This is a genomic window from Streptomyces sp. NPDC001292 (assembly GCF_042896465.1).
In the GTDB taxonomy this organism is placed as follows: Bacteria; Actinomycetota; Actinomycetes; order Streptomycetales; family Streptomycetaceae; genus Streptomyces.
Genome location: NZ_JBIAXG010000005.1, coordinates 209,297 through 225,809 on the forward strand (window position 1 = coordinate 209,297; position 16,513 = coordinate 225,809).

17 protein-coding genes and 1 pseudogene are annotated in these 16,513 nt (G+C 71.6%); 8 read left to right on the forward strand and 10 right to left on the reverse strand.

Annotated elements, in window-relative coordinates:
• The first annotated feature begins 671 nt into the window (after window positions 1-671).
• Entirely contained in the window at window positions 672-2,138 is a 1,467-nt protein-coding gene (locus ACFY4A_RS08830; protein WP_390828764.1) for a sensor histidine kinase, read from the forward strand.
• A gap of 184 nt (window positions 2,139-2,322) precedes the next feature.
• Here ACFY4A_RS08830 and ACFY4A_RS08835 read toward each other — a convergent pair whose 3' ends face one another.
• The gene (locus ACFY4A_RS08835; RefSeq protein ID WP_003992873.1) at window positions 2,323-2,580 is read right to left on the reverse strand and encodes a WhiB family transcriptional regulator; all 258 of its coding nucleotides are present in this window, start codon (window positions 2,578-2,580) and stop codon (window positions 2,323-2,325) included.
• 312 nt (window positions 2,581-2,892) lie between these two features.
• Window positions 2,893-3,861, reverse strand: coding sequence for a diacylglycerol/lipid kinase family protein (locus tag ACFY4A_RS08840; RefSeq protein ID WP_390828709.1), 969 nt, complete (start codon window positions 3,859-3,861; stop codon window positions 2,893-2,895).
• Between the two features lie 116 nt (window positions 3,862-3,977).
• Between ACFY4A_RS08840 and ACFY4A_RS08845 the strand changes: the two genes are divergently transcribed.
• Window positions 3,978-4,445, forward strand: a complete 468-nt coding sequence (locus ACFY4A_RS08845) for a hypothetical protein (RefSeq protein ID WP_390828710.1) — start codon at window positions 3,978-3,980, stop codon at window positions 4,443-4,445.
• Window positions 4,446-4,497: 52 nt separating this feature from the next.
• On the opposite strand, the gene ACFY4A_RS08850 is transcribed toward ACFY4A_RS08845, so the two are convergent.
• The 3 genes from ACFY4A_RS08850 to ACFY4A_RS08860 all read right to left on the reverse strand — a co-directional run bounded on the left by ACFY4A_RS08850 (window position 4,498) and on the right by ACFY4A_RS08860 (window position 6,558).
• Window positions 4,498-5,616 (reverse strand): RNA polymerase sigma factor SigF, encoded by a 1,119-nt coding sequence (locus ACFY4A_RS08850; RefSeq protein ID WP_390828711.1) that lies wholly within the window; start codon window positions 5,614-5,616, stop codon window positions 4,498-4,500.
• A gap of 17 nt (window positions 5,617-5,633) precedes the next feature.
• The gene (locus ACFY4A_RS08855; protein WP_146465655.1) at window positions 5,634-6,050 is read right to left on the reverse strand and encodes an anti-sigma regulatory factor; all 417 of its coding nucleotides are present in this window, start codon (window positions 6,048-6,050) and stop codon (window positions 5,634-5,636) included.
• A 247-nt stretch (window positions 6,051-6,297) separates the two neighbouring features.
• Window positions 6,298-6,558 (reverse strand): UBP-type zinc finger domain-containing protein, encoded by a 261-nt coding sequence (locus ACFY4A_RS08860; protein WP_390828712.1) that lies wholly within the window; start codon window positions 6,556-6,558, stop codon window positions 6,298-6,300.
• A 77-nt stretch (window positions 6,559-6,635) separates the two neighbouring features.
• Here ACFY4A_RS08860 and ACFY4A_RS08865 point away from each other — a divergent pair, with 77 nt between their 5' ends.
• On the forward strand, window positions 6,636-8,231 hold the full coding sequence (locus ACFY4A_RS08865; protein ID WP_390828713.1) for a Na+/H+ antiporter: 1,596 nt from the start codon (window positions 6,636-6,638) through the stop codon (window positions 8,229-8,231).
• A 62-nt stretch (window positions 8,232-8,293) separates the two neighbouring features.
• Here ACFY4A_RS08865 and ACFY4A_RS08870 read toward each other — a convergent pair whose 3' ends face one another.
• Window positions 8,294-9,214, reverse strand: coding sequence for a 1-aminocyclopropane-1-carboxylate deaminase/D-cysteine desulfhydrase (locus tag ACFY4A_RS08870; RefSeq protein ID WP_390828714.1), 921 nt, complete (start codon window positions 9,212-9,214; stop codon window positions 8,294-8,296).
• Between the two features lie 220 nt (window positions 9,215-9,434).
• Between ACFY4A_RS08870 and ACFY4A_RS08875 the strand changes: the two genes are divergently transcribed.
• The 3 genes from ACFY4A_RS08875 to ACFY4A_RS08885 all read left to right on the forward strand — a co-directional run bounded on the left by ACFY4A_RS08875 (window position 9,435) and on the right by ACFY4A_RS08885 (window position 12,949).
• On the forward strand, window positions 9,435-10,841 hold the full coding sequence (locus tag ACFY4A_RS08875) for a family 2B encapsulin nanocompartment shell protein (protein ID WP_390828715.1): 1,407 nt from the start codon (window positions 9,435-9,437) through the stop codon (window positions 10,839-10,841).
• Between the two features lie 126 nt (window positions 10,842-10,967).
• A complete protein-coding gene (locus tag ACFY4A_RS08880) occupies window positions 10,968-12,134 on the forward strand; it encodes a family 2 encapsulin nanocompartment cargo protein polyprenyl transferase (RefSeq protein WP_390828716.1) in 1,167 nt (388 codons plus the stop codon).
• 170 nt (window positions 12,135-12,304) lie between these two features.
• Complete coding sequence (locus ACFY4A_RS08885; RefSeq protein WP_390828717.1) at window positions 12,305-12,949, forward strand: GNAT family N-acetyltransferase; 645 nt, start codon at window positions 12,305-12,307, stop codon at window positions 12,947-12,949.
• A 19-nt stretch (window positions 12,950-12,968) separates the two neighbouring features.
• Here ACFY4A_RS08885 and ACFY4A_RS08890 read toward each other — a convergent pair.
• Window positions 12,969-13,114 (reverse strand): annotated as a pseudogene (locus ACFY4A_RS08890) (VOC family protein); the annotation flags it as partial.
• Window positions 13,115-13,278: 164 nt separating this feature from the next.
• Window positions 13,279-13,674, reverse strand: coding sequence for a superoxide dismutase, Ni (gene sodN / locus ACFY4A_RS08895; RefSeq protein ID WP_069765939.1), 396 nt, complete (start codon window positions 13,672-13,674; stop codon window positions 13,279-13,281).
• A gap of 146 nt (window positions 13,675-13,820) precedes the next feature.
• On the opposite strand from sodN, the gene sodX reads away from it, so the two are divergent.
• Entirely contained in the window at window positions 13,821-14,255 is a 435-nt protein-coding gene (gene sodX / locus ACFY4A_RS08900) for a nickel-type superoxide dismutase maturation protease (RefSeq protein WP_390828718.1), read from the forward strand.
• Here the strand turns inward: sodX and ACFY4A_RS08905 are convergent.
• The gene (locus tag ACFY4A_RS08905; RefSeq protein WP_390828719.1) at window positions 14,159-14,788 is read right to left on the reverse strand and encodes a CGNR zinc finger domain-containing protein; all 630 of its coding nucleotides are present in this window, start codon (window positions 14,786-14,788) and stop codon (window positions 14,159-14,161) included. The genes sodX and ACFY4A_RS08905 overlap by 97 nt on opposite strands.
• A 96-nt stretch (window positions 14,789-14,884) precedes the next feature.
• Here ACFY4A_RS08905 and ACFY4A_RS08910 point away from each other — a divergent pair, with 96 nt between their 5' ends.
• On the forward strand, window positions 14,885-15,667 hold the full coding sequence (locus ACFY4A_RS08910) for a class I SAM-dependent methyltransferase (protein ID WP_390828720.1): 783 nt from the start codon (window positions 14,885-14,887) through the stop codon (window positions 15,665-15,667).
• A 91-nt stretch (window positions 15,668-15,758) separates the two neighbouring features.
• On the opposite strand, the gene ACFY4A_RS08915 is transcribed toward ACFY4A_RS08910, so the two are convergent.
• The gene (locus ACFY4A_RS08915) at window positions 15,759-16,511 is read right to left on the reverse strand and encodes an amino acid ABC transporter ATP-binding protein (protein ID WP_390828765.1); all 753 of its coding nucleotides are present in this window, start codon (window positions 16,509-16,511) and stop codon (window positions 15,759-15,761) included.
• Window positions 16,512-16,513 lie beyond the last annotated feature (2 nt).

Here is a 16,513-nt window from a genome sequence, read left to right on the forward strand (position 1 = left end):
GAAGGGGACGGACCCGGTAACGAGGGTCGGGTGGTTTAGACCAATCCAAGCCCAATCTAACAGAGTCGGGCCCGTCCGTGCCGTGCTCGTCCACCCGCGTGCCCGAAGCGGCGGGGGTGGTCGCCCAGGGCAGGTCACGACCGGCGTACGACGGCGTGAGCCGGGGGAATCCGAGGCGCTCACGGAGATTGATCCCATCATCCGGCCCCACCGCCGAGCCGGGCGGGCTAGGCTGCGGGGAGCGCGCCGGGAGATCCGGTCAGCCGGCCGGCCCGGCTCCGTCCCGACCGGTCGATCGGTGAAGAAAAACAACAACCGCCCTCCCGCACATGGACAGGGCAAGTGGTCTAGTCCAGAATGCTGTGAGACGTCTCGAAGAGCGCACGCGCGTGGCACCGCCCGCGCACGACAGGTGAACGCACGAGCCTCCGTCTTCCCCGCACAGGAAGGCGGACCGAGGATCCGGAGCTCTCTGCCCTGACTGCCCCGGTTCCTCATCCTTCGGCCGACCGGGACCGCACGCCCACGGCCGATACTGCTCCGGGCTGCGGTGCCGGGAGGGTTGAGGGTCCCTCTCAGGCGCCGCGGCCCGCGGGTGTCTCCGGGGCCCCGCGCCTCCGTCCATTTCGGGACCGTACAAACGCCCGGGTACGCTCGCAGACGTGCCCTCCATGAACGAACTCGTACGCCAGCACACCGCGCTCGACGACTCCGATCTCGAGTGGCTGCACATGCTGGTCTCGGAGTGGCAGCTGCTCTCCGACCTCTCCTTCGCCGACCTGGTCCTGTGGGTCCCCACCCTGGACGGCACCCGGTACGTCTCGGTCGCCCAGATGCGGCCCAACACCGGCCCCACCTCCTACCAGAACGACATGGTCGGGCACCTCGTCCCGCGCGGCCGCCGCCCGATGCTGGACGCCGCGCTCGACGAGGGCCGGATCGTACGGGAGGGCGACCCCGAGTGGCGCGAGGAGGTCCCGGTCCGCGTCGAGTCCATCCCGGTGCGGCGGGACGGGCGCGTCCTCGGCGTCATCGCGCGCAACACCAACCTGCTCACCGTGCGCACCCCGAGCCGGCTGGAGCTGACGTATCTGCAGAGCGCCTCGGACCTGGCGCAGATGATCGCGGCCGGTTCCTTCCCGTTCCCGGACCAGCAGGTCGACATGGACGCCTCGCCGCGCGTCGGCGACGGCCTGATCCGGCTGGACGCGGACGGCATCGTCCAGTACGCCTCGCCCAACGCGCTCTCCGCCTACCACCGCCTCGGCCTCGCCGCCGACCTCGTCGGCCACCACCTGGGTCAGACCACCGCCGAACTTGCCCCGTCCCTGGCCCCGGTGGACGAGGCGCTGGTGAAGCTGGCCAGCGGCTGGGCGCCCCGGGAGTTCGAGATCGAGGCCAACGACGGAGTGATCCAGTTCCGGGCGATCCCGCTCAAACCCAAGGGCACGCGCATAGGTTCGCTGGTGCTGCTCCGGGACGTGACCGAACTGCGCCGCCGTGAGCGGGAGTTGATCACCAAGGACGCGACGATCCGGGAGATCCACCACCGGGTCAAGAACAACCTGCAGACGGTGGCGGCCCTGCTGAGGCTTCAGGCCCGGCGCATCGAGTCCGAGCGCGGCCGGGAGGCTCTGGAGGAGGCGGTCCGCCGCGTCGGGTCGATCGCCATCGTGCACGAGACGCTGTCCCAGAACCTGGACGAGCGCGTGGAGTTCGACGAGATCGCCGACCGGGTGCTGGCGATGGTCGCCGAGATCTCGCCGGGCAAGGTGACCGGTCGGCGCAGCGGCCGCTTCGGGATCCTGGACGCCGAGGTCGCCACCCCGCTGTCGATGGTGCTGACCGAGATCCTGCAGAACGCCCTGGAACACGGCTTCCGCGAGGGCGAAACGGGGACGGTGGAGGTCTCCGCGGTCCGCGGCGGGACCTCGCGCGAGGCCCGGCTGCTCGTCACCGTCCAGGACGACGGCGTGGGCCTGCCCGACGGCTTCGACCCGCACAGCTCCGGCAACCTCGGCCTGCAGATCGTACGGACCCTGGTCGAGGGGGAGTTGGGCGGCACCTTCGACATGGTGCCGGCCCCGGAGCGCGGCACCCGGGTGATCCTCGACATCCCGGTGCAGGCGCACAAGTAGCCCGCACAGCGAGGAGCCCCGGATCCCGCACAGCAAAGAGCCTCGGACCGGAATCGGTCCGAGGCCAGTCGCTCGTTGCGGCTTGTGTGCGCATCGGGGGTACTGCGCGCTGCGGCTCGGGGGCGGGAGATGCGTACTCGCTGTACGCGCCGCCAAGCTCAGGCTGTCAGCGGGGTGGCTGTGGTCAGGCGGAGGCCTGACGAGCCCGGTTGCGGGCGGCGCGGCGCTTCATCGCGCGGCGCTCGTCCTCGCTGAGACCACCCCAGACGCCGGAGTCCTGACCGGACTCGAGCGCCCACTGCAGGCACTGCTCGATAACCGGGCAGCGACGGCAGACGGCCTTGGCTTCCTCGATCTGCAGCAGCGCAGGACCGGTGTTGCCGATGGGGAAGAACAGCTCGGGGTCTTCCTCGCGGCAAACGGCGTTGTGACGCCAGTCCATGGCTGCTACCTCTCTTGGTATTACGTTGCTTGTGAATGTGAACGCTTTCACGAATCCCTCAACAAGTGAAGGGCCGACTGCCAGGTTCCCTGGCGTGGTCCTGTGATTTGGAGAGGGGTTCCGGTGATCTTCTGGGGCCCGTGTGGCGGGCCGTCCCGATCGCCACGTAGAGACTCGCAAACCTCAGCGGCGGATACAACCCCTTCCGGAAAGTTTTTTTTGATTCCTCGGTGTCGACTAGGTCACAGCCGTACTTCCATGGGGTGGATCCTGGCCTAAACGTTCGAGTGAAAGGACTTTGGGCCCTTCTACTCACACAATCACACGCAGTGCACGGCGTACGCCTGTGAACGTCACGCTCTTACGCACCCCCAGATGGTCACCGTCCATCTGGAGGGGGAGCGGCACCTTCGAATGCAAGGTGAAGAGGCTCAGATCGTGCAGGGAGGCCGCATGCCTGCCCTGGGGGCCGCGCTCGGGGGACGAAGTGAGCAACTGGGTGCCATACCGGGCAACCGCGGCGGTGGACAGGCGGCTGAGACCGAGCACATCGAGCCCGGTATCGAACGAGGCCTTAGGTGACGTGTACATCGGGCGATTGCCGAGATACGTCCACGGCGAGGTGTTCGAGACTATCGCCACCACCAGCTCGGTGAGCGGGTCCTCCCCGGGCCGCTCCAGGGTGATCGTCCCGTGCCGGCGGCTCGGCTCCCCGAGGAACTGGCGGACCACCTGCCGTACGTACAGGGCGTGCGTGGACTTCCTGCCGCGCTCGCGCTGCTGCTCCACCCGGCCGACCACACCGGCGTCGAAGCCGAGCCCGGCGTTGAAGGTGAACCAGCGCTCCGGCACCTCCGCGTCGTCGGTGCCGGGCGTGCCCGAGGCCAGCCCCAGTCCGACCGTGCGCTCGCCGCCCCGGCGCAGGGCGTCCAGGATCGCGCCGGTCGCCTCCACGGCGTCGTTGGGCAGGCCCAGGGCGCGGGCGAAGACGTTGGTGGAACCGCCGGGCACCACCGCCAGGCGGGGCAGGCGCTCCGGGTTCGGGCCGCGGTGCAGCAGGCCGTTGACGACCTCGTTGACCGTGCCGTCGCCGCCGAGGGCCACCACCAGGTCGATGTCGTCGCTGTCCGCGGCCTGCCGGCCCAGGTCGCGGGCGTGGCCGCGGTACTCGGTGGTGACCGCGTCCAGCTTCATCTCGCTGGCGAGCGCGTGGATCAGGACGTCGCGCGTACGTGCGCTTGTGGTGGTTGCCGCCGGATTGACCACGAGTAGTGCACGCATGAGGTGCAGCGTACCTACCGGACAGTACCCGCCCCACCCCGAGGTAGGGATCCGGTAAGAGACCGGGGCGTGAGCCTGCACACGGTGGTCCGTGCCGCGAGGGCTACCCTGCTGGGGTGAGCAGTGACCGCAACCCCACCCCCGAGACCACGGACGCCCCGGACGCGGCGGGTCCGCGCCCGCGGCGGCTGACGTACGCGGCGGCGCTGGCCGCGCTGGAAGGGCTCGTGCTGGCGGTCGGCGGGATCTGGATGCTCGTCGTGGGCGTCACGGGCCACGAGGGCGACCGGCAGACCGGCGTCACGGGCGGCATCACGGTGCTCGTGCTCGCGCTGCTGCCGCTGCTCGCCGCCCGCGGACTGCTGCTGCGTCGCAGCTGGAGCCGGGGACCGGCGGTCATCACGCAGATCATGGCGCTGCCCGTCGCCTTCAGCCTGCTGCGGGCCGACAGCGTGGCCATCCCGGCCGGCATCGCACTGGCCGTGGTGGCCGTGGCGTCGCTGGTGCTGCTCGTCAACCCGGAGACGACCAGGGCCCTCGGCATCAAGGGCCCGGGCCGGACCGGGGAGACCGGGCAGCGGTAGCCGCACAGCCGGCTTCCCCGCTCCGGCCGCCCCGGTCCTCGCGGTCCTTCTTCTACTCCTCCACCAGCAGCTTCTCCCGCAGCTGGGCCAGTGTGCGGGCCAGCAGCCGGGAGACGTGCATCTGGGAGATGCCCACCTCCTGCGCGATCTGCGACTGGGTCATGTTGCCGAAGAAGCGCAGCAGCAGGATCCGCTTCTCGCGCGGCGGGAGATCCTCCAGCAGCGGCTTCAGCGACTCCCGGTACTCCACGCCCTCCAGCGCCTCGTCCTCGGCGCCGAGGGTGTCCGCGACCGCCGGGGACTCGTCGTCCGTGTCGGGGACGTCCAGGGACAGCGTGGAGTAGGCGTTGGCCGACTCCAGGCCCTCCAGGACCTCCTCCTCGGAGATGGCGAGCTTCTCGGCGAGTTCGTGCACTGTCGGGGAGCGGCCGTGCAGCTGGGACAGCTCGGCCGTCGCGGTGGTCAGCGCCAGGCGCAGCTCCTGGAGCCGGCGCGGCACGCGCACCGCCCAGCCCTTGTCCCGGAAGTGCCGCTTGATCTCGCCGACGACCGTCGGAGTCGCGTACGTGGAGAACTCCACGCCGCGGTCCGGGTCGAAGCGGTCGACCGACTTGATCAGGCCGATGGTGGCGACCTGTGTGAGGTCGTCCAGCGGCTCGCCGCGGTTGCGGAAGCGGCGCGCGAGGTGCTCGACGAGCGGCAGGTGCATGCGGACCAGCTGGTTGCGCAGCTCGGCGTACTGCGGGCTGCCCTCCTTCAGGGCGCGCAGCTCGACGAACATCGCACGTGCGCCACTGCGGTCGTGAGGGTCGTGCCGCGCGTTGTGCACGACCTGGGCGGCTCGCGACCCGTCCTCGGAGTCTCGCTCGTGCTCGCTCATCGTCCCGCCCGTCGCCCTTCCCCGAGCCCTCGCCTCCTTCCCCGAGCCCTCGCCTTCGCTCGAACAGGAGGAGTCCCCGTGAGGGGGAGGACCGCCGTGGCCGGCGACCAGCGGCTCGTCCTCCGGGTGCGGCCTGGCCTGCTCCGGGATGCCGTCGATACCGTCCGCCGCGCGCCGGACCGCGGCCGGACCGCCCCGGACGGCCCCGCCCGGAGCTGTGGCCCCGTCCGCGCGCGCCGGAGTCCCGCCCTCGGCCGGCAGCTCCCGTGTGCCGCGCTCTTCGTCCCGCACCGGCCCGTCCCCGTTCCTCACGCCGGCCCGGGTCCCGCGCCGCGCTGTTTGTAGAGGCTGATCGACACGGTCTTGTCGTCGTCCACGGCGGAGGAGACCTTGCCCGCGAGGGCGGACAGGACGGTCCAGGCGAACGTGTCCCGCGAGGGAGCGTGACCGTCCGTCGTCGGGGCCGAGACGGTGACCTCGAGCGAGTCGTCGACCAGCCGGAAGACGCAACTGAGCACCGAGCCGGGCACGGCCTGCTGGAGCAGGATCGCGCAGGCCTCGTCCACCGCGATGCGCAGGTCCTCGATCTCGTCGAGGGTGAAGTCCAAACGGGCCGCGAGACCGGCCGTGGCCGTCCGCAGCACCGACAGGTAGGCACCCGCAGCCGGCAGCCGGACCTCCACGAAGTCCTGGTTCGCCGCGGGCTCGCCTGCGATCTGGGACACCCTCACCTCCAAGGTGGTACAAGTTCTCTCAGGGCCGGGGGCATCCCCCGGGACAACGCGATACATGGTTCAGCGGTGACGCTACCGCGCGCCCGGCCTTCCTGTCCCGGGGCCCCAACCCTTGCTGTCACTCATAGTAAACCTATGGATACGCTCCGTGGCTAGGGGTCTGCGGGCCCAAATGGGAACGGCGGGCGCCGGGTTGACGTACCCAGACGTCAGACGGTCGAACCGTCCCCGATTCCGGTCACACGAGCACGTGGTCCACGAAGCACCAGCGCCAGTCCTCGCCGGGCTCGAAGGTCCGCATCACCGGGTGTCCGGTGTCCTTGTGGTGCTTGGTCGCATGCTGTCCCGGCGAGGAGTCGCAGCATCCGACGTGGCCACAGGTCAGGCACAGCCGCAGCTGCACCGGATGCGTGCCCTCCGCCAGGCACTCCGGACACGTCTCGCTCTCGGGGTCGGGCTCCGGATGCGGCAGTGTGCCGGCGTGCGTGCACTGTTTCATGATTGCCAGGTTACGACGGGCGTGCGGGTGACCGCGCGGAAAGCGGACGGGCGACGAATGATGGGTGGGCGAGGGCCATGGGCGTAGTGCCGCTGCTGTTCCTGGTGGCGGGCAGTGCCGCGATGGCCGGGGCCGCCCGGCGCACCCCCGTGCCGGCGCCCCTGCTGCTGGTCGCGGGCGGACTGGCGGTCTCCTACGTCCCCGGGGTCCCCGCCTACGCCCTCGATCCCGGCGTGGTCCTGCCCCTGCTGCTGCCGCCGCTGCTGTACACCTCCGCCATCGACAGCTCCTACCTCGACCTGCGCGCGCAACTGCGGCCCGTGGCGCTGCTCTCCGTCGGGTACGTGCTGTTCGCGACCTTCGTGGTCGGCTGGGCCGTGTACGTGCTCGTGCCGGGGCTGCCGCTGACCGCGGCGCTGGTGCTGGGCGCGGTGGTGGCGCCGCCGGACGCGGTCGCGGCGACGGCGGTGGCCCGCCGGGTCGGGCTGCCCTCGCGGATCACCACGATCCTCCAGGGCGAGTCCCTGCTCAACGACGCCACCGCGATCACCGCCTTCCGGGTGGCGCTGGCCGCCGCGGTCGGCGAGGGCGCGAGCTGGGCCGGCGGTGTGCGGGAGTTCCTGGTCGCGGCGATCGGCGGCGTCGGGATCGGGCTGGTGCTGATGGCGCCGCTGCACTGGCTGCGCACCCACCTGAAGGAGGCGCTGCTCCAGAACACGCTCTCCCTGCTGATCCCGTTCGTCGCCTACGGCGTCGCCGAGCAGGTGCACGCCTCCGGCGTCCTGGCCGTCGTCACCGTCGCCCTCTACCTGGGGCACCGCGCGTGGGAGGTCGACTTCGCCACCCGGCTCCAGGAGGACGCGGTGTGGAAGATGGTGGCGTTCGTCCTGGAGTCGTCGGTGTTCGCCCTCATCGGACTTCAGCTGCCGGTCGTCCTCGAGGGTCTCGGGGCGTACTCCGGCTTCGAGGCCGCCTGGTACGCGGTCGCCGTATTCCTGGTGGTCGTCGCCGCCCGGTTCGTGTGGGTGTACCCGGCGACGTTCCTGCCCCGGCTGCTGTCCCGGCGCATCCGGGAGCGCGAGGAGAACCCCACCTGGAAGGGTGCGATGGTCACCGCCTGGGCCGGGATGCGGGGCGTGGTGTCCCTGGCCATCGCCTTCTCGATCCCGGTCACGCTGCACGACGGCGGGCCCTTCCCGAAGCGCAACCTGCTGCTCTTCCTGACCTTCACGACGGTCATCGGGACCCTGGTGGTGCAGGGCCTGACGCTGCCGCCGCTGATCCGCGTGCTGAAGTTCCCCGGTCGCGACGTGCGGGCGGAGACCCTGGCCGAGGCGAACGCGCAGGCGCAGGCGTCCCTGGCCGCCGAGCGGCGCCTGGAGGAACTCCTGGCCGACGAGCGCAACGCCCTGCCCCCGCCGCTCGCCGACCGGCTCCGCGCGGTCCTGGAGCGCCGCCGCAACTCCGTCTGGGAGCGGCTCGGCCAGGTCAACCCGGTCACCGGCGAGTCGGTCGACGACACCTACCGCCGGCTGTCCCGGGACGTGATCAGCGCCGAGCGCGAGGTGTTCGTACGTCTGCGGGACGGCCGCTACATCGACGACGAGATGCTGCGCACCCTGCTGCGCAGGCTGGACCTGGAGGAGGCGGCCGCCTACCGGGAGGCGGCGTGAGGGGCCGGTGAGGACCGGGCGGTGGCCTCTGAGCGGCCGGGCGGCGGTGTGAGCCGGGTGGCTCAGGCGGCTGGCGCCGGGAAGGGGCTGCCCGTGACGACCGTGGCGATCGTCGTCCCGCGCGGGAAGGCGTCCTCGCCGGCCAGGGTGACCAGGCCGTACAGCAGCTTGGCGACGTAGAGGCGCTCGACGGGGACGCCGTGCCGGGCGGTGAAGTCCTCGGCGAAGGCGTCGAGTTCGGGCGTGACTCGGGCGTAGCCGCCGAAGTGGAAGCGCTCGTCGAGCGACCACGTGCCGCGCCGGGCGCCGAAGGCCCGCTCCTGCAGGGCCTCGATGTCCGCCGCCAGGAAGCCGCCCCTGAGGACGGGTATGCCCAGGGCGCGCCGGCCGGGTGCGAGCCCGGCGGCCAGGCCGGCCAGGGTGCCGCCGGTGCCGCAGGCCAGGGCGACGACGTCCGCGTGCTCGCCCAGCTCCTCGCCCAGGGCCCGGCAGCCGCGTACGGCCAGGGCGTTGCTGCCGCCCTCGGGGACCACATGGGCCTCCTCGGCATCCGCGGCGCGCAACAGGGCCGCCAGCGTCTCGGGCTCGGCCTTGCGGCGGTACGTCGACCGGTCGACGAAGTGCAGCCGCATCCCGTCGGCCGCGCAGCGCGCCAGGCAGGGGTTCAGGGGGCGCTCGGCCAGCTCCTGGCCGCGGACCACGCCGACCGTCGGCAGGCCCAGCAGGCGGCCCGCGGCGGCCGTCGCGCGCAGGTGGTTGGAGTAGGCGCCGCCGAAGGTCACGACCGTCCGGCCGGCCGCGGCCCGCAGGTTCGGGGCGAGTTTGCGCCACTTGTTGCCGGTCAGCTCCGGGTGGATCAGGTCGTCGCGCTTGAGGAGCAGCCGCAGGCCGCGACGGGTGAAGCGGTCGTCGGCGACCTCCTGGAGGGGCGAGGGCAGCCGGGGGGACAGCGCGGCGAGGTCGGGGGCGGCGGAGCTGGTCACCCGGCCATTGTGCCCGCCCGGACCGGGCGGCGGCACGGCCGTCGAGTACCGCGAACCCGCTGGTCACGGTATCGGGATCGGCGATCTCTGCCCGGGACGGTGGTGGTCCATTCCCGCTCTTTCGGGTAATAGCACGACAACGCACCGTGCTGGAAGGCTGGCGCACGCAAATCGATGCACGGCGCCGAGCGTGCCGGGCATGAGCGGAAGGCAATTCTCTATGTCGGTAGGCGAAGAGGTCCGCACGGAGCAGGACCGGCCGCAGCAGAGCCTCGGCACCGCGGCCGCGCGGAACCTGGCCACCACCACCAAGTCCGTTCCCCAGATGCAGGAGATCAGCTCGCGCTGGCTGCTGCGCGTGCTGCCCTGGGTCGACGTGCAGGGCGGCACGTACCGGGTGAACCGGCGGCTCACCTACGCCGTCGGCGACGGCCGCATCACCTTCGTGAAGACCGGCGACCGTGTCGAGGTCATCCCGGCCGAACTCGGCGAACTGCCCGCGCTGCGGGGCTACGAGGACGACGACGTGCTCTCGGAGCTCGCCCAGCGCTGCCGTCGGCGCGAGATCGGGGCGGGCCAGGTGATCGCCTCCTTCGGCAACCAGGCCGAGGAGGTGTACCTGCTGGCGCACGGCAGGGTCCAGAAGGTCGGCACCGGCCCCTACGGCGACGACCAGGTCCTCGGTGTCCTCGCCAACGGCGCCTACTTCGGTGAGCAGGCGCTCCTGGACCCGGACGCCATCTGGGAGTACACGGCCCGCGCGGACACCGCCTGCACCGTCCTCGTGCTGTCCCGCCACGACTTCGAACAGGTCGCCGACCGCGCCGAATCGCTGCGCGCCCACCTCCAGCAGCGGGTCTCGATCCCCGAGCAGAACGCCAACAAGTACGGGGAGAAGGTGGTCGAACTCGCCGCCGGACACAGCGGTGAGCCGGACATCCCGCACACCTTCGTCGACTACGAGGCCAGCCCCCGCGAGTACGAACTGAGCATCGCGCAGACCGTCCTGCGCATGCACACGCGCGTGGCCGACCTCTACAACCAGCCCATGAACCAGACGGAGCAGCAACTCCGGCTGACCGTAGAGGCGTTGAAGGAGCGCCAGGAGCACGAGCTGATCAACAACCGCGACTTCGGCCTGCTCCACAACTGCGAGTACGACCAGCGGATCCACCCGCACGACGGCGTGCCGAGCCCGGACGACATGGACGAACTGCTCAGCCGGCGGCGGGGCACCAAGCTGTTGCTCGCCCATCCGCGCGCGATCGCCGCGTTCGGCCGCGAGCTGAACAAGCGGGGCCTGGTCCCGGAGACCATCGACATGGGCGGCAACCGCATCCCCACCTGGCGCGGTGTGCCGATCTTCCCGTGCAACAAGATCCCGGTCACCGAGGCGCGGACCAGCTCGATCATCGCCCTGCGTACCGGCGAGGACGACCAGGGCGTCATCGGGCTGCGCGCGAAGGGCATTCCCGACGAGATCGAGCCGAGCCTGTCCGTGCGGTTCATGGGCATCAACGAGCAGGCGGTCATCAAGTACCTGGTGACCGCCTACTACTCGGCGGCGGTGCTGGTGCCGGACGCGCTGGGCGTCCTGGAGAACATCGAGGTCGGCCGTTGGCGCTGACCACGCGCGCCGGCTCCCGGTGTCCCGGCCCGCCGGGCCGGACACGTCCGGGGGGTATGCGCCCAGTTCCGGCTGCGGAAGCGCCACCGTCCGCGGTCTCTTCGCGGGGGATCGGATGTGGATCGGATGGTTGAGTTCATGACGGGGACGACGCGGCGCCCGACCGGCGTGCCCCGCCCCGCGGGGGCCACGCGGCCGGCGGGACCCGGCTCCGCCCAGCCCCTTCCCCCGCGTGCCGAGGGCGGTGGCACGGGGGGACCGGCAGTGCCCGACGGGCACGATGCGACGTTGATCCTCGAACGGTCCCGGGCGTCGGTCGACCCCGACCTGCGGGCGGCCGTCGCCTCCCTGCCCGCCTCGATGCGCCGGATCGCGCGCTACCACTTCGGCTGGGAGCACGCGGACGGCACCCCGGCCGCGGGCAACGGGGGCAAGGCCATCCGCCCGGCGCTGGTCCTCACGGCGGCCACCGCGCTCGGCGGGCCGCCCGCGCGGGCGGCGGCGGCGCGGGCCGCGGCGGCGGTGGAACTGGTCCACAACTTCACGTTGCTGCACGACGACGTGATGGACCGGGACGCCACCCGACGGCACCGGCCCACGGCGTGGACGGTGTTCGGCGAGAACGACGCGATCCTCGCCGGGGACGCGCTCCAGGCGCTGGCCCTGGGGCTGCTCGCCGAGAACCCGCATCCGGCGTCACCGGCCGCCGCCGCCCGGCTCGCGGGCTGCGTCGTCGAACTGTGCGAGGGCCAGCGGGCGGACACCGCCCTGGAACGGCGCGCCCCCGGCGAGGTCACGCTCGCCGAGGTGCTCACCATGGCCGAGGCCAAGACGGGCGCGCTGCTCGGCTGCGCCTGTGCCGTGGGGGCCCTGTACGCGGGAGCGGCCGAGGAGGAGGCCCAGGCGCTTGACGCGTTCGGCCGGCAGGCGGGCCTCGCCTTCCAGCTGATCGACGACGTGATCGGCATATGGGGCGACCCGGCCCGCACCGGGAAACCGGCCGGCGCGGACCTCGCCGCCCGCAAGAAGTCCCTGCCGGTGGTCGCGGCGCTGACGTCCCGCACCCCGGCCGCCGCCGAACTGGCCGAGCTGTACGCCCGGCCCCACCGGGAGGGGGAGGAGGAGCACATGGCGCTGCTGGTGGAGCGGGCCGGTGGCCGGGACTGGGCGCAGGCCCAGGCGGCCGACCGGATGGCCCAGGCCGTGGACGGCCTGGCCCGCGCCGTACCGGATCCGGCGCACGCGGGCGGCCTGCTGGCCCTGGCCGAGTTCGTGACCAGACGCACCAGCTGACCCCGCGGGGACCCCGGAGCCACCGGGCCCGTACGGCTCCTCACCCCGTACGGCCGCCTGCGGCTCCGGTGCGGCGGGCCCCGCACTGCCCCACGGCGTGCGGGGCACGTTCCTATCGCTTAGGCTCAACTCCCGTAATCCGAGCGGCACTTGAGCTGAGAGGGCGGAAGATGGGCGTGGGGATCCGGGCGGCGGGGGAAGACGACCGGGAACGGGTCGTGCGGCTGCTGGACGAGGCCTTCCAGGACGACCCGGTGAGCGGCTGGGTCTTCCCGGAGCGGGAGTACCGCCGTACGACCCACCACCGGCTGATGGCCGCCTTCACCGACATCGTGCTCGCCGAGGGCCGGATCGACGTGACCGAGGACGGCACGGCGTGCGCACTGTGGCTGTCGATGGCGGGGGCGGACGGCGGCGCTGCGGACGGCGGAGGTGCGGACGGCGGGGGTGCGGACGGCGCGGACGACGCCGTGCTGCTGCGCGAGAGTGTCGACCCGGCGAACGCGCGCGTCGAGGAGATCGCCCGGCTGATGGCCGAGTCGCACCCGGCCGACCGCGCCCATGAGTACCTGTGGATGATCGGCGTCGCACCGTCCCGCCAGGGGGAGGGCCTGGGCAGCGCCCTCGTCCGGCACGTCCTCGACCGCTGCGACCGCGAGGGCCTGCCCGCCTATCTGGAGGCCAGCAGCGAGCGCAGCACGAAGCTCTACGAACGCCTGGGCTTCACCTTCGCCGACCACACCCTCGACATCCCGGACGGCCCCCGGATGTGGCCGATGTGGCGTGAACCCGTCACCGGCCGGGGCAGGCCCTGACCCCGCGCACCCGCCGAGCTCAGGACGGCTCACCCTCCGGCCGCTCCAGGAAACGCAGCATGTTCCCGGCCGGATCGGGAAGGCGCAGTCGCGCACCCCGTACGGCTGGTCCATCGGCTCCTGGACGTCGGCGCCGTACTCCTGGACACGGGCGAAGAGGGCGTCGCGCGCCCGCCGCAGGCGCACCAGGTCTTCGGGCAACACCCTGCGAGCACGCCACGCCCCGGCGCGGCGAAGGGGCCCGGTCGTACAGCCGACCGGACCCCTTCACAGTCCACGGTGACCCGCAGTGGTGCACCGACCGCCGATCACCGCACGATGACCGCCGCTCAGGCCTTCTTGGTCTCCCAGAAGATCTTGTCGATCTGGGCGATGTAGTCCAGGGCCTTCTGGCCCGTGGCCGGGTCGGTCGAGGCCTTGGCGGCGGAGAGGGCCTTCAGCGTGTCGTTGACCAGCTGGTGCAGCTCCGGGTACTTCTCGAAGTGCGGGGGCTTGAAGTAGTCGCTCCACAGCACGGAGACGTGGTGCTTGGCCAGCTCGGCGCGCTGCTCCTTGATGACGGTGGCGCGCGTCTGGAAGTGCGGGTCGTCGTTGGCGGCCATCTTCTCCTGGACGGCCTTCACCGACTCCGCCTCGATGCGGGCCTGGGCCGGGTCGTACACACCGCAGGGAAGGTCGCAGTGCGCGCTGACCTTGACCTTGGGGGCAAACAGGCGGGAAAGCATGGAGCCATCCTTCCTCGTGATCGTCTTCTCAGGTGGGACATTACTCCCTGGCAGGCGTGTTTTCGCGAGTGCCCCCTAGGGCTTAGGACAAAAGTCCGGGATGAGACTGAGACTGGTGGAGGAACGTGACCGGGGAGGTGCCGGGGATGCCGGAGCTGTCGCAGGAGACCGAGCGCAGGGGCGCCGTACTGCCCTTCGGGCTGGCCGAGGTGACCGGGCCGTCCATGGTGCCCACGCTGTACCACGGAGACCGGCTCGTGGTGCAGTACGGCGCCCGGATCCGGCCCGGTGACGTGGTGGTCCTGCGGCATCCGTTCCAGCAGGACCTGCTGGTCGTCAAGCGTGCCTCGGAGCGGCGCGACAGCGGTTGGTGGGTGCTGGGCGACAACGCGTACGCGGGCGGGGACAGCACCGACTACGGGACCGTGCCCGAGGACCTGGTCCTGGGCAAGGTGTGGTTCCGCTACCGGCCGCGCGAACGCGCTCAGCGCTCGCCGCTGGCGCTGGTGCGCTGGGCGCTGTCGGCGGCCCGGCCCGTGTTCACCGCCCGGTCGGCCTCCAGGCGCTTGCGGGCCCGGTAGGCGGCCACGTTCGCGCGTGTCGCGCAGCGGTCGGAGCAGTAGCGGCGCGAGCGGTTGGTGGAGGTGTCCAGGTAGGCGTTGCGGCACGGCGCGGCCTCGCACAGGCCGAGGCGGTCGACGCCGTACTCCGTGAGGTGGAAGGCCAGTCCCATCGCCGCTATCGCCGCGTAGCCGGCGGTCGCGTTGGACGGGTGGTCCGCCAGGTGCATGTGCCACAGCGGGCGGCCGTCGTCGTCGCGGTGGTCGTGTCCCGAGATCTGCGGGCTCACCGGGAAATCCAGCAGCAGGGAGTTCAGCAGGGCCACCGCGAGCGTCTCGTCGCCCTGGTCGGCCGCTTCGAAGACCGAGCGCAGCCGGGCTCGTACCGAGCGGAAGCGCGTGACGTCGGCGTCGGTGGCGCGGCGGGCCGCGGAGGAGTTGGCGCCGAACAGGTCCCGGACCGCGTCGACCGAGGTCAGAGTGTCCTTGCCCCGGGCCGGTTCCTCGCTGTTGACGAGTCGTACGGCGTAATCCGAGTAATAGGCCAGTTCCACTTGTAGTCCTTACGGAGGCGCTCTATGGTGAGGGAGCGGTCGGGTAACAGCCGGCTGGCCTTCAAGGGTATTACGTGACGGGCAGGGAGGGCTGCGATGACGGACACGAGGACGGGCACCACCGCGCAGGCGCAGGGGGCCGACTGGGCCGCCTGGCAGGAGAGCTGGGACCGCCAGCAGGAGTGGTACATGCCCGACCGCGAGGAACGCTTCCGCATCATGCTCGACCTGGTCGAGGCGCTCGTCGGCACCGCCCCGCGCGTCCTGGACCTCGCCTGCGGCACCGGCAGCATCACCGCCCGGCTGCTCGCCCGTTTCCCCGGGGCCACGAGCACCGGCGTCGACCTCGACCCGGCGCTGCTCGCCATCGCCCGCGGCACCTTCGACGGCGACGAGCGGGTCTCCTTCGTGACCGCGGACCTCAAGGACCCCGACTGGCCGGCGAAGCTGCCGTACGACTCCTACGACGCCGTGCTGACCGCCACGGCCCTGCACTGGCTGCACAGCGAACCTCTCGCCGCCCTCTACGGCCGGGTCGCGGAACTCGTCCGCGACGGTGGTGTCCTCATGAACGCGGACCATATGACCGACGAGACCACGCCCAGGATCAACGCGGCCGAACGCGCCCAGCGGCACGAGCGCATGGAACAGGCCAAGCGGGCCGGCGCCCTGGACTGGGCCGAGTGGTGGCAGCTGGCCGCCAGGGACCCGGTCCTGGCCGAACCGACGGCCCGCCGCTTCGAGATCTACGGCGAGCACGCCGACGGCGACATGCCGTCCGCCGCGTGGCACGCGCGCGTACTGTGCGACAAGGGCTTCACGGAGGCCCGCCCGGTGTGGTGCTCGCCGTCGGACACGCTGCTGCTCGCCCTCAAGTAGGGCTGCCGCGCACCACGTGCGCTGGGGGCCCCGCGCACCACGTGCGAGAGGGGCGGTACGGGCATCCCGTACCGCCCCTCCTCCGTGACGCCTACAGCACCTTCGACAGGAAGGACTGCGTGCGCTCGTGCTGCGGGTTCGTCAGGACCTCGCGCGGATGGCCGGACTCCACCACCACGCCCTCGTCCATGAAGACCAGGCTGTCGCCGACCTCGCGGGCGAAGCCCATCTCATGGGTGACGACGACCATCGTCATGCCGGACTCGGCGAGGTCGCGCATGACGTCGAGGACGTCACCGACCAGCTCGGGGTCGAGCGCCGAGGTCGGCTCGTCGAACAGCATGAGCTTGGGGTCCATGGCCAGGGCGCGGGCGATCGCCACGCGCTGCTGCTGGCCGCCGGAGAGCTGCGAGGGGTAGTGCCCCGCCCGGTCGGCCAGGCCCACGCGCTCCAGCAGCTGCATCGCCCGGTCTCTGGCCTCGCCCTTGTTCACGCCCTTGACCTGGACCGGCGCCTCGATGACGTTCTCCAGCGCGGTCATGTGCGGGAACAGGTTGAAGCGCTGGAAGACCATGCCGATGTCCCGGCGCTTCATGGCGACCTCGCGGTCGCGCAGCTCGTACAGCTTGTCGCCGTGCTGGCGGTAGCCGACGAGCTCGCCGTCGACGTACAGCCGGCCACCGTTGATCTTCTCCAGGTGGTTGATGCAGCGCAGGAACGTCGACTTGCCGGAGCCGGAGGGGCCGATGAGGCAGAACACCTCGCCGGGCCTGACCTCCAGGTCGATGCCCTTGAGCACCTCCACCTGGCCGAAGGACTTGTGGACGCCCTCGGCCTTCACCATCG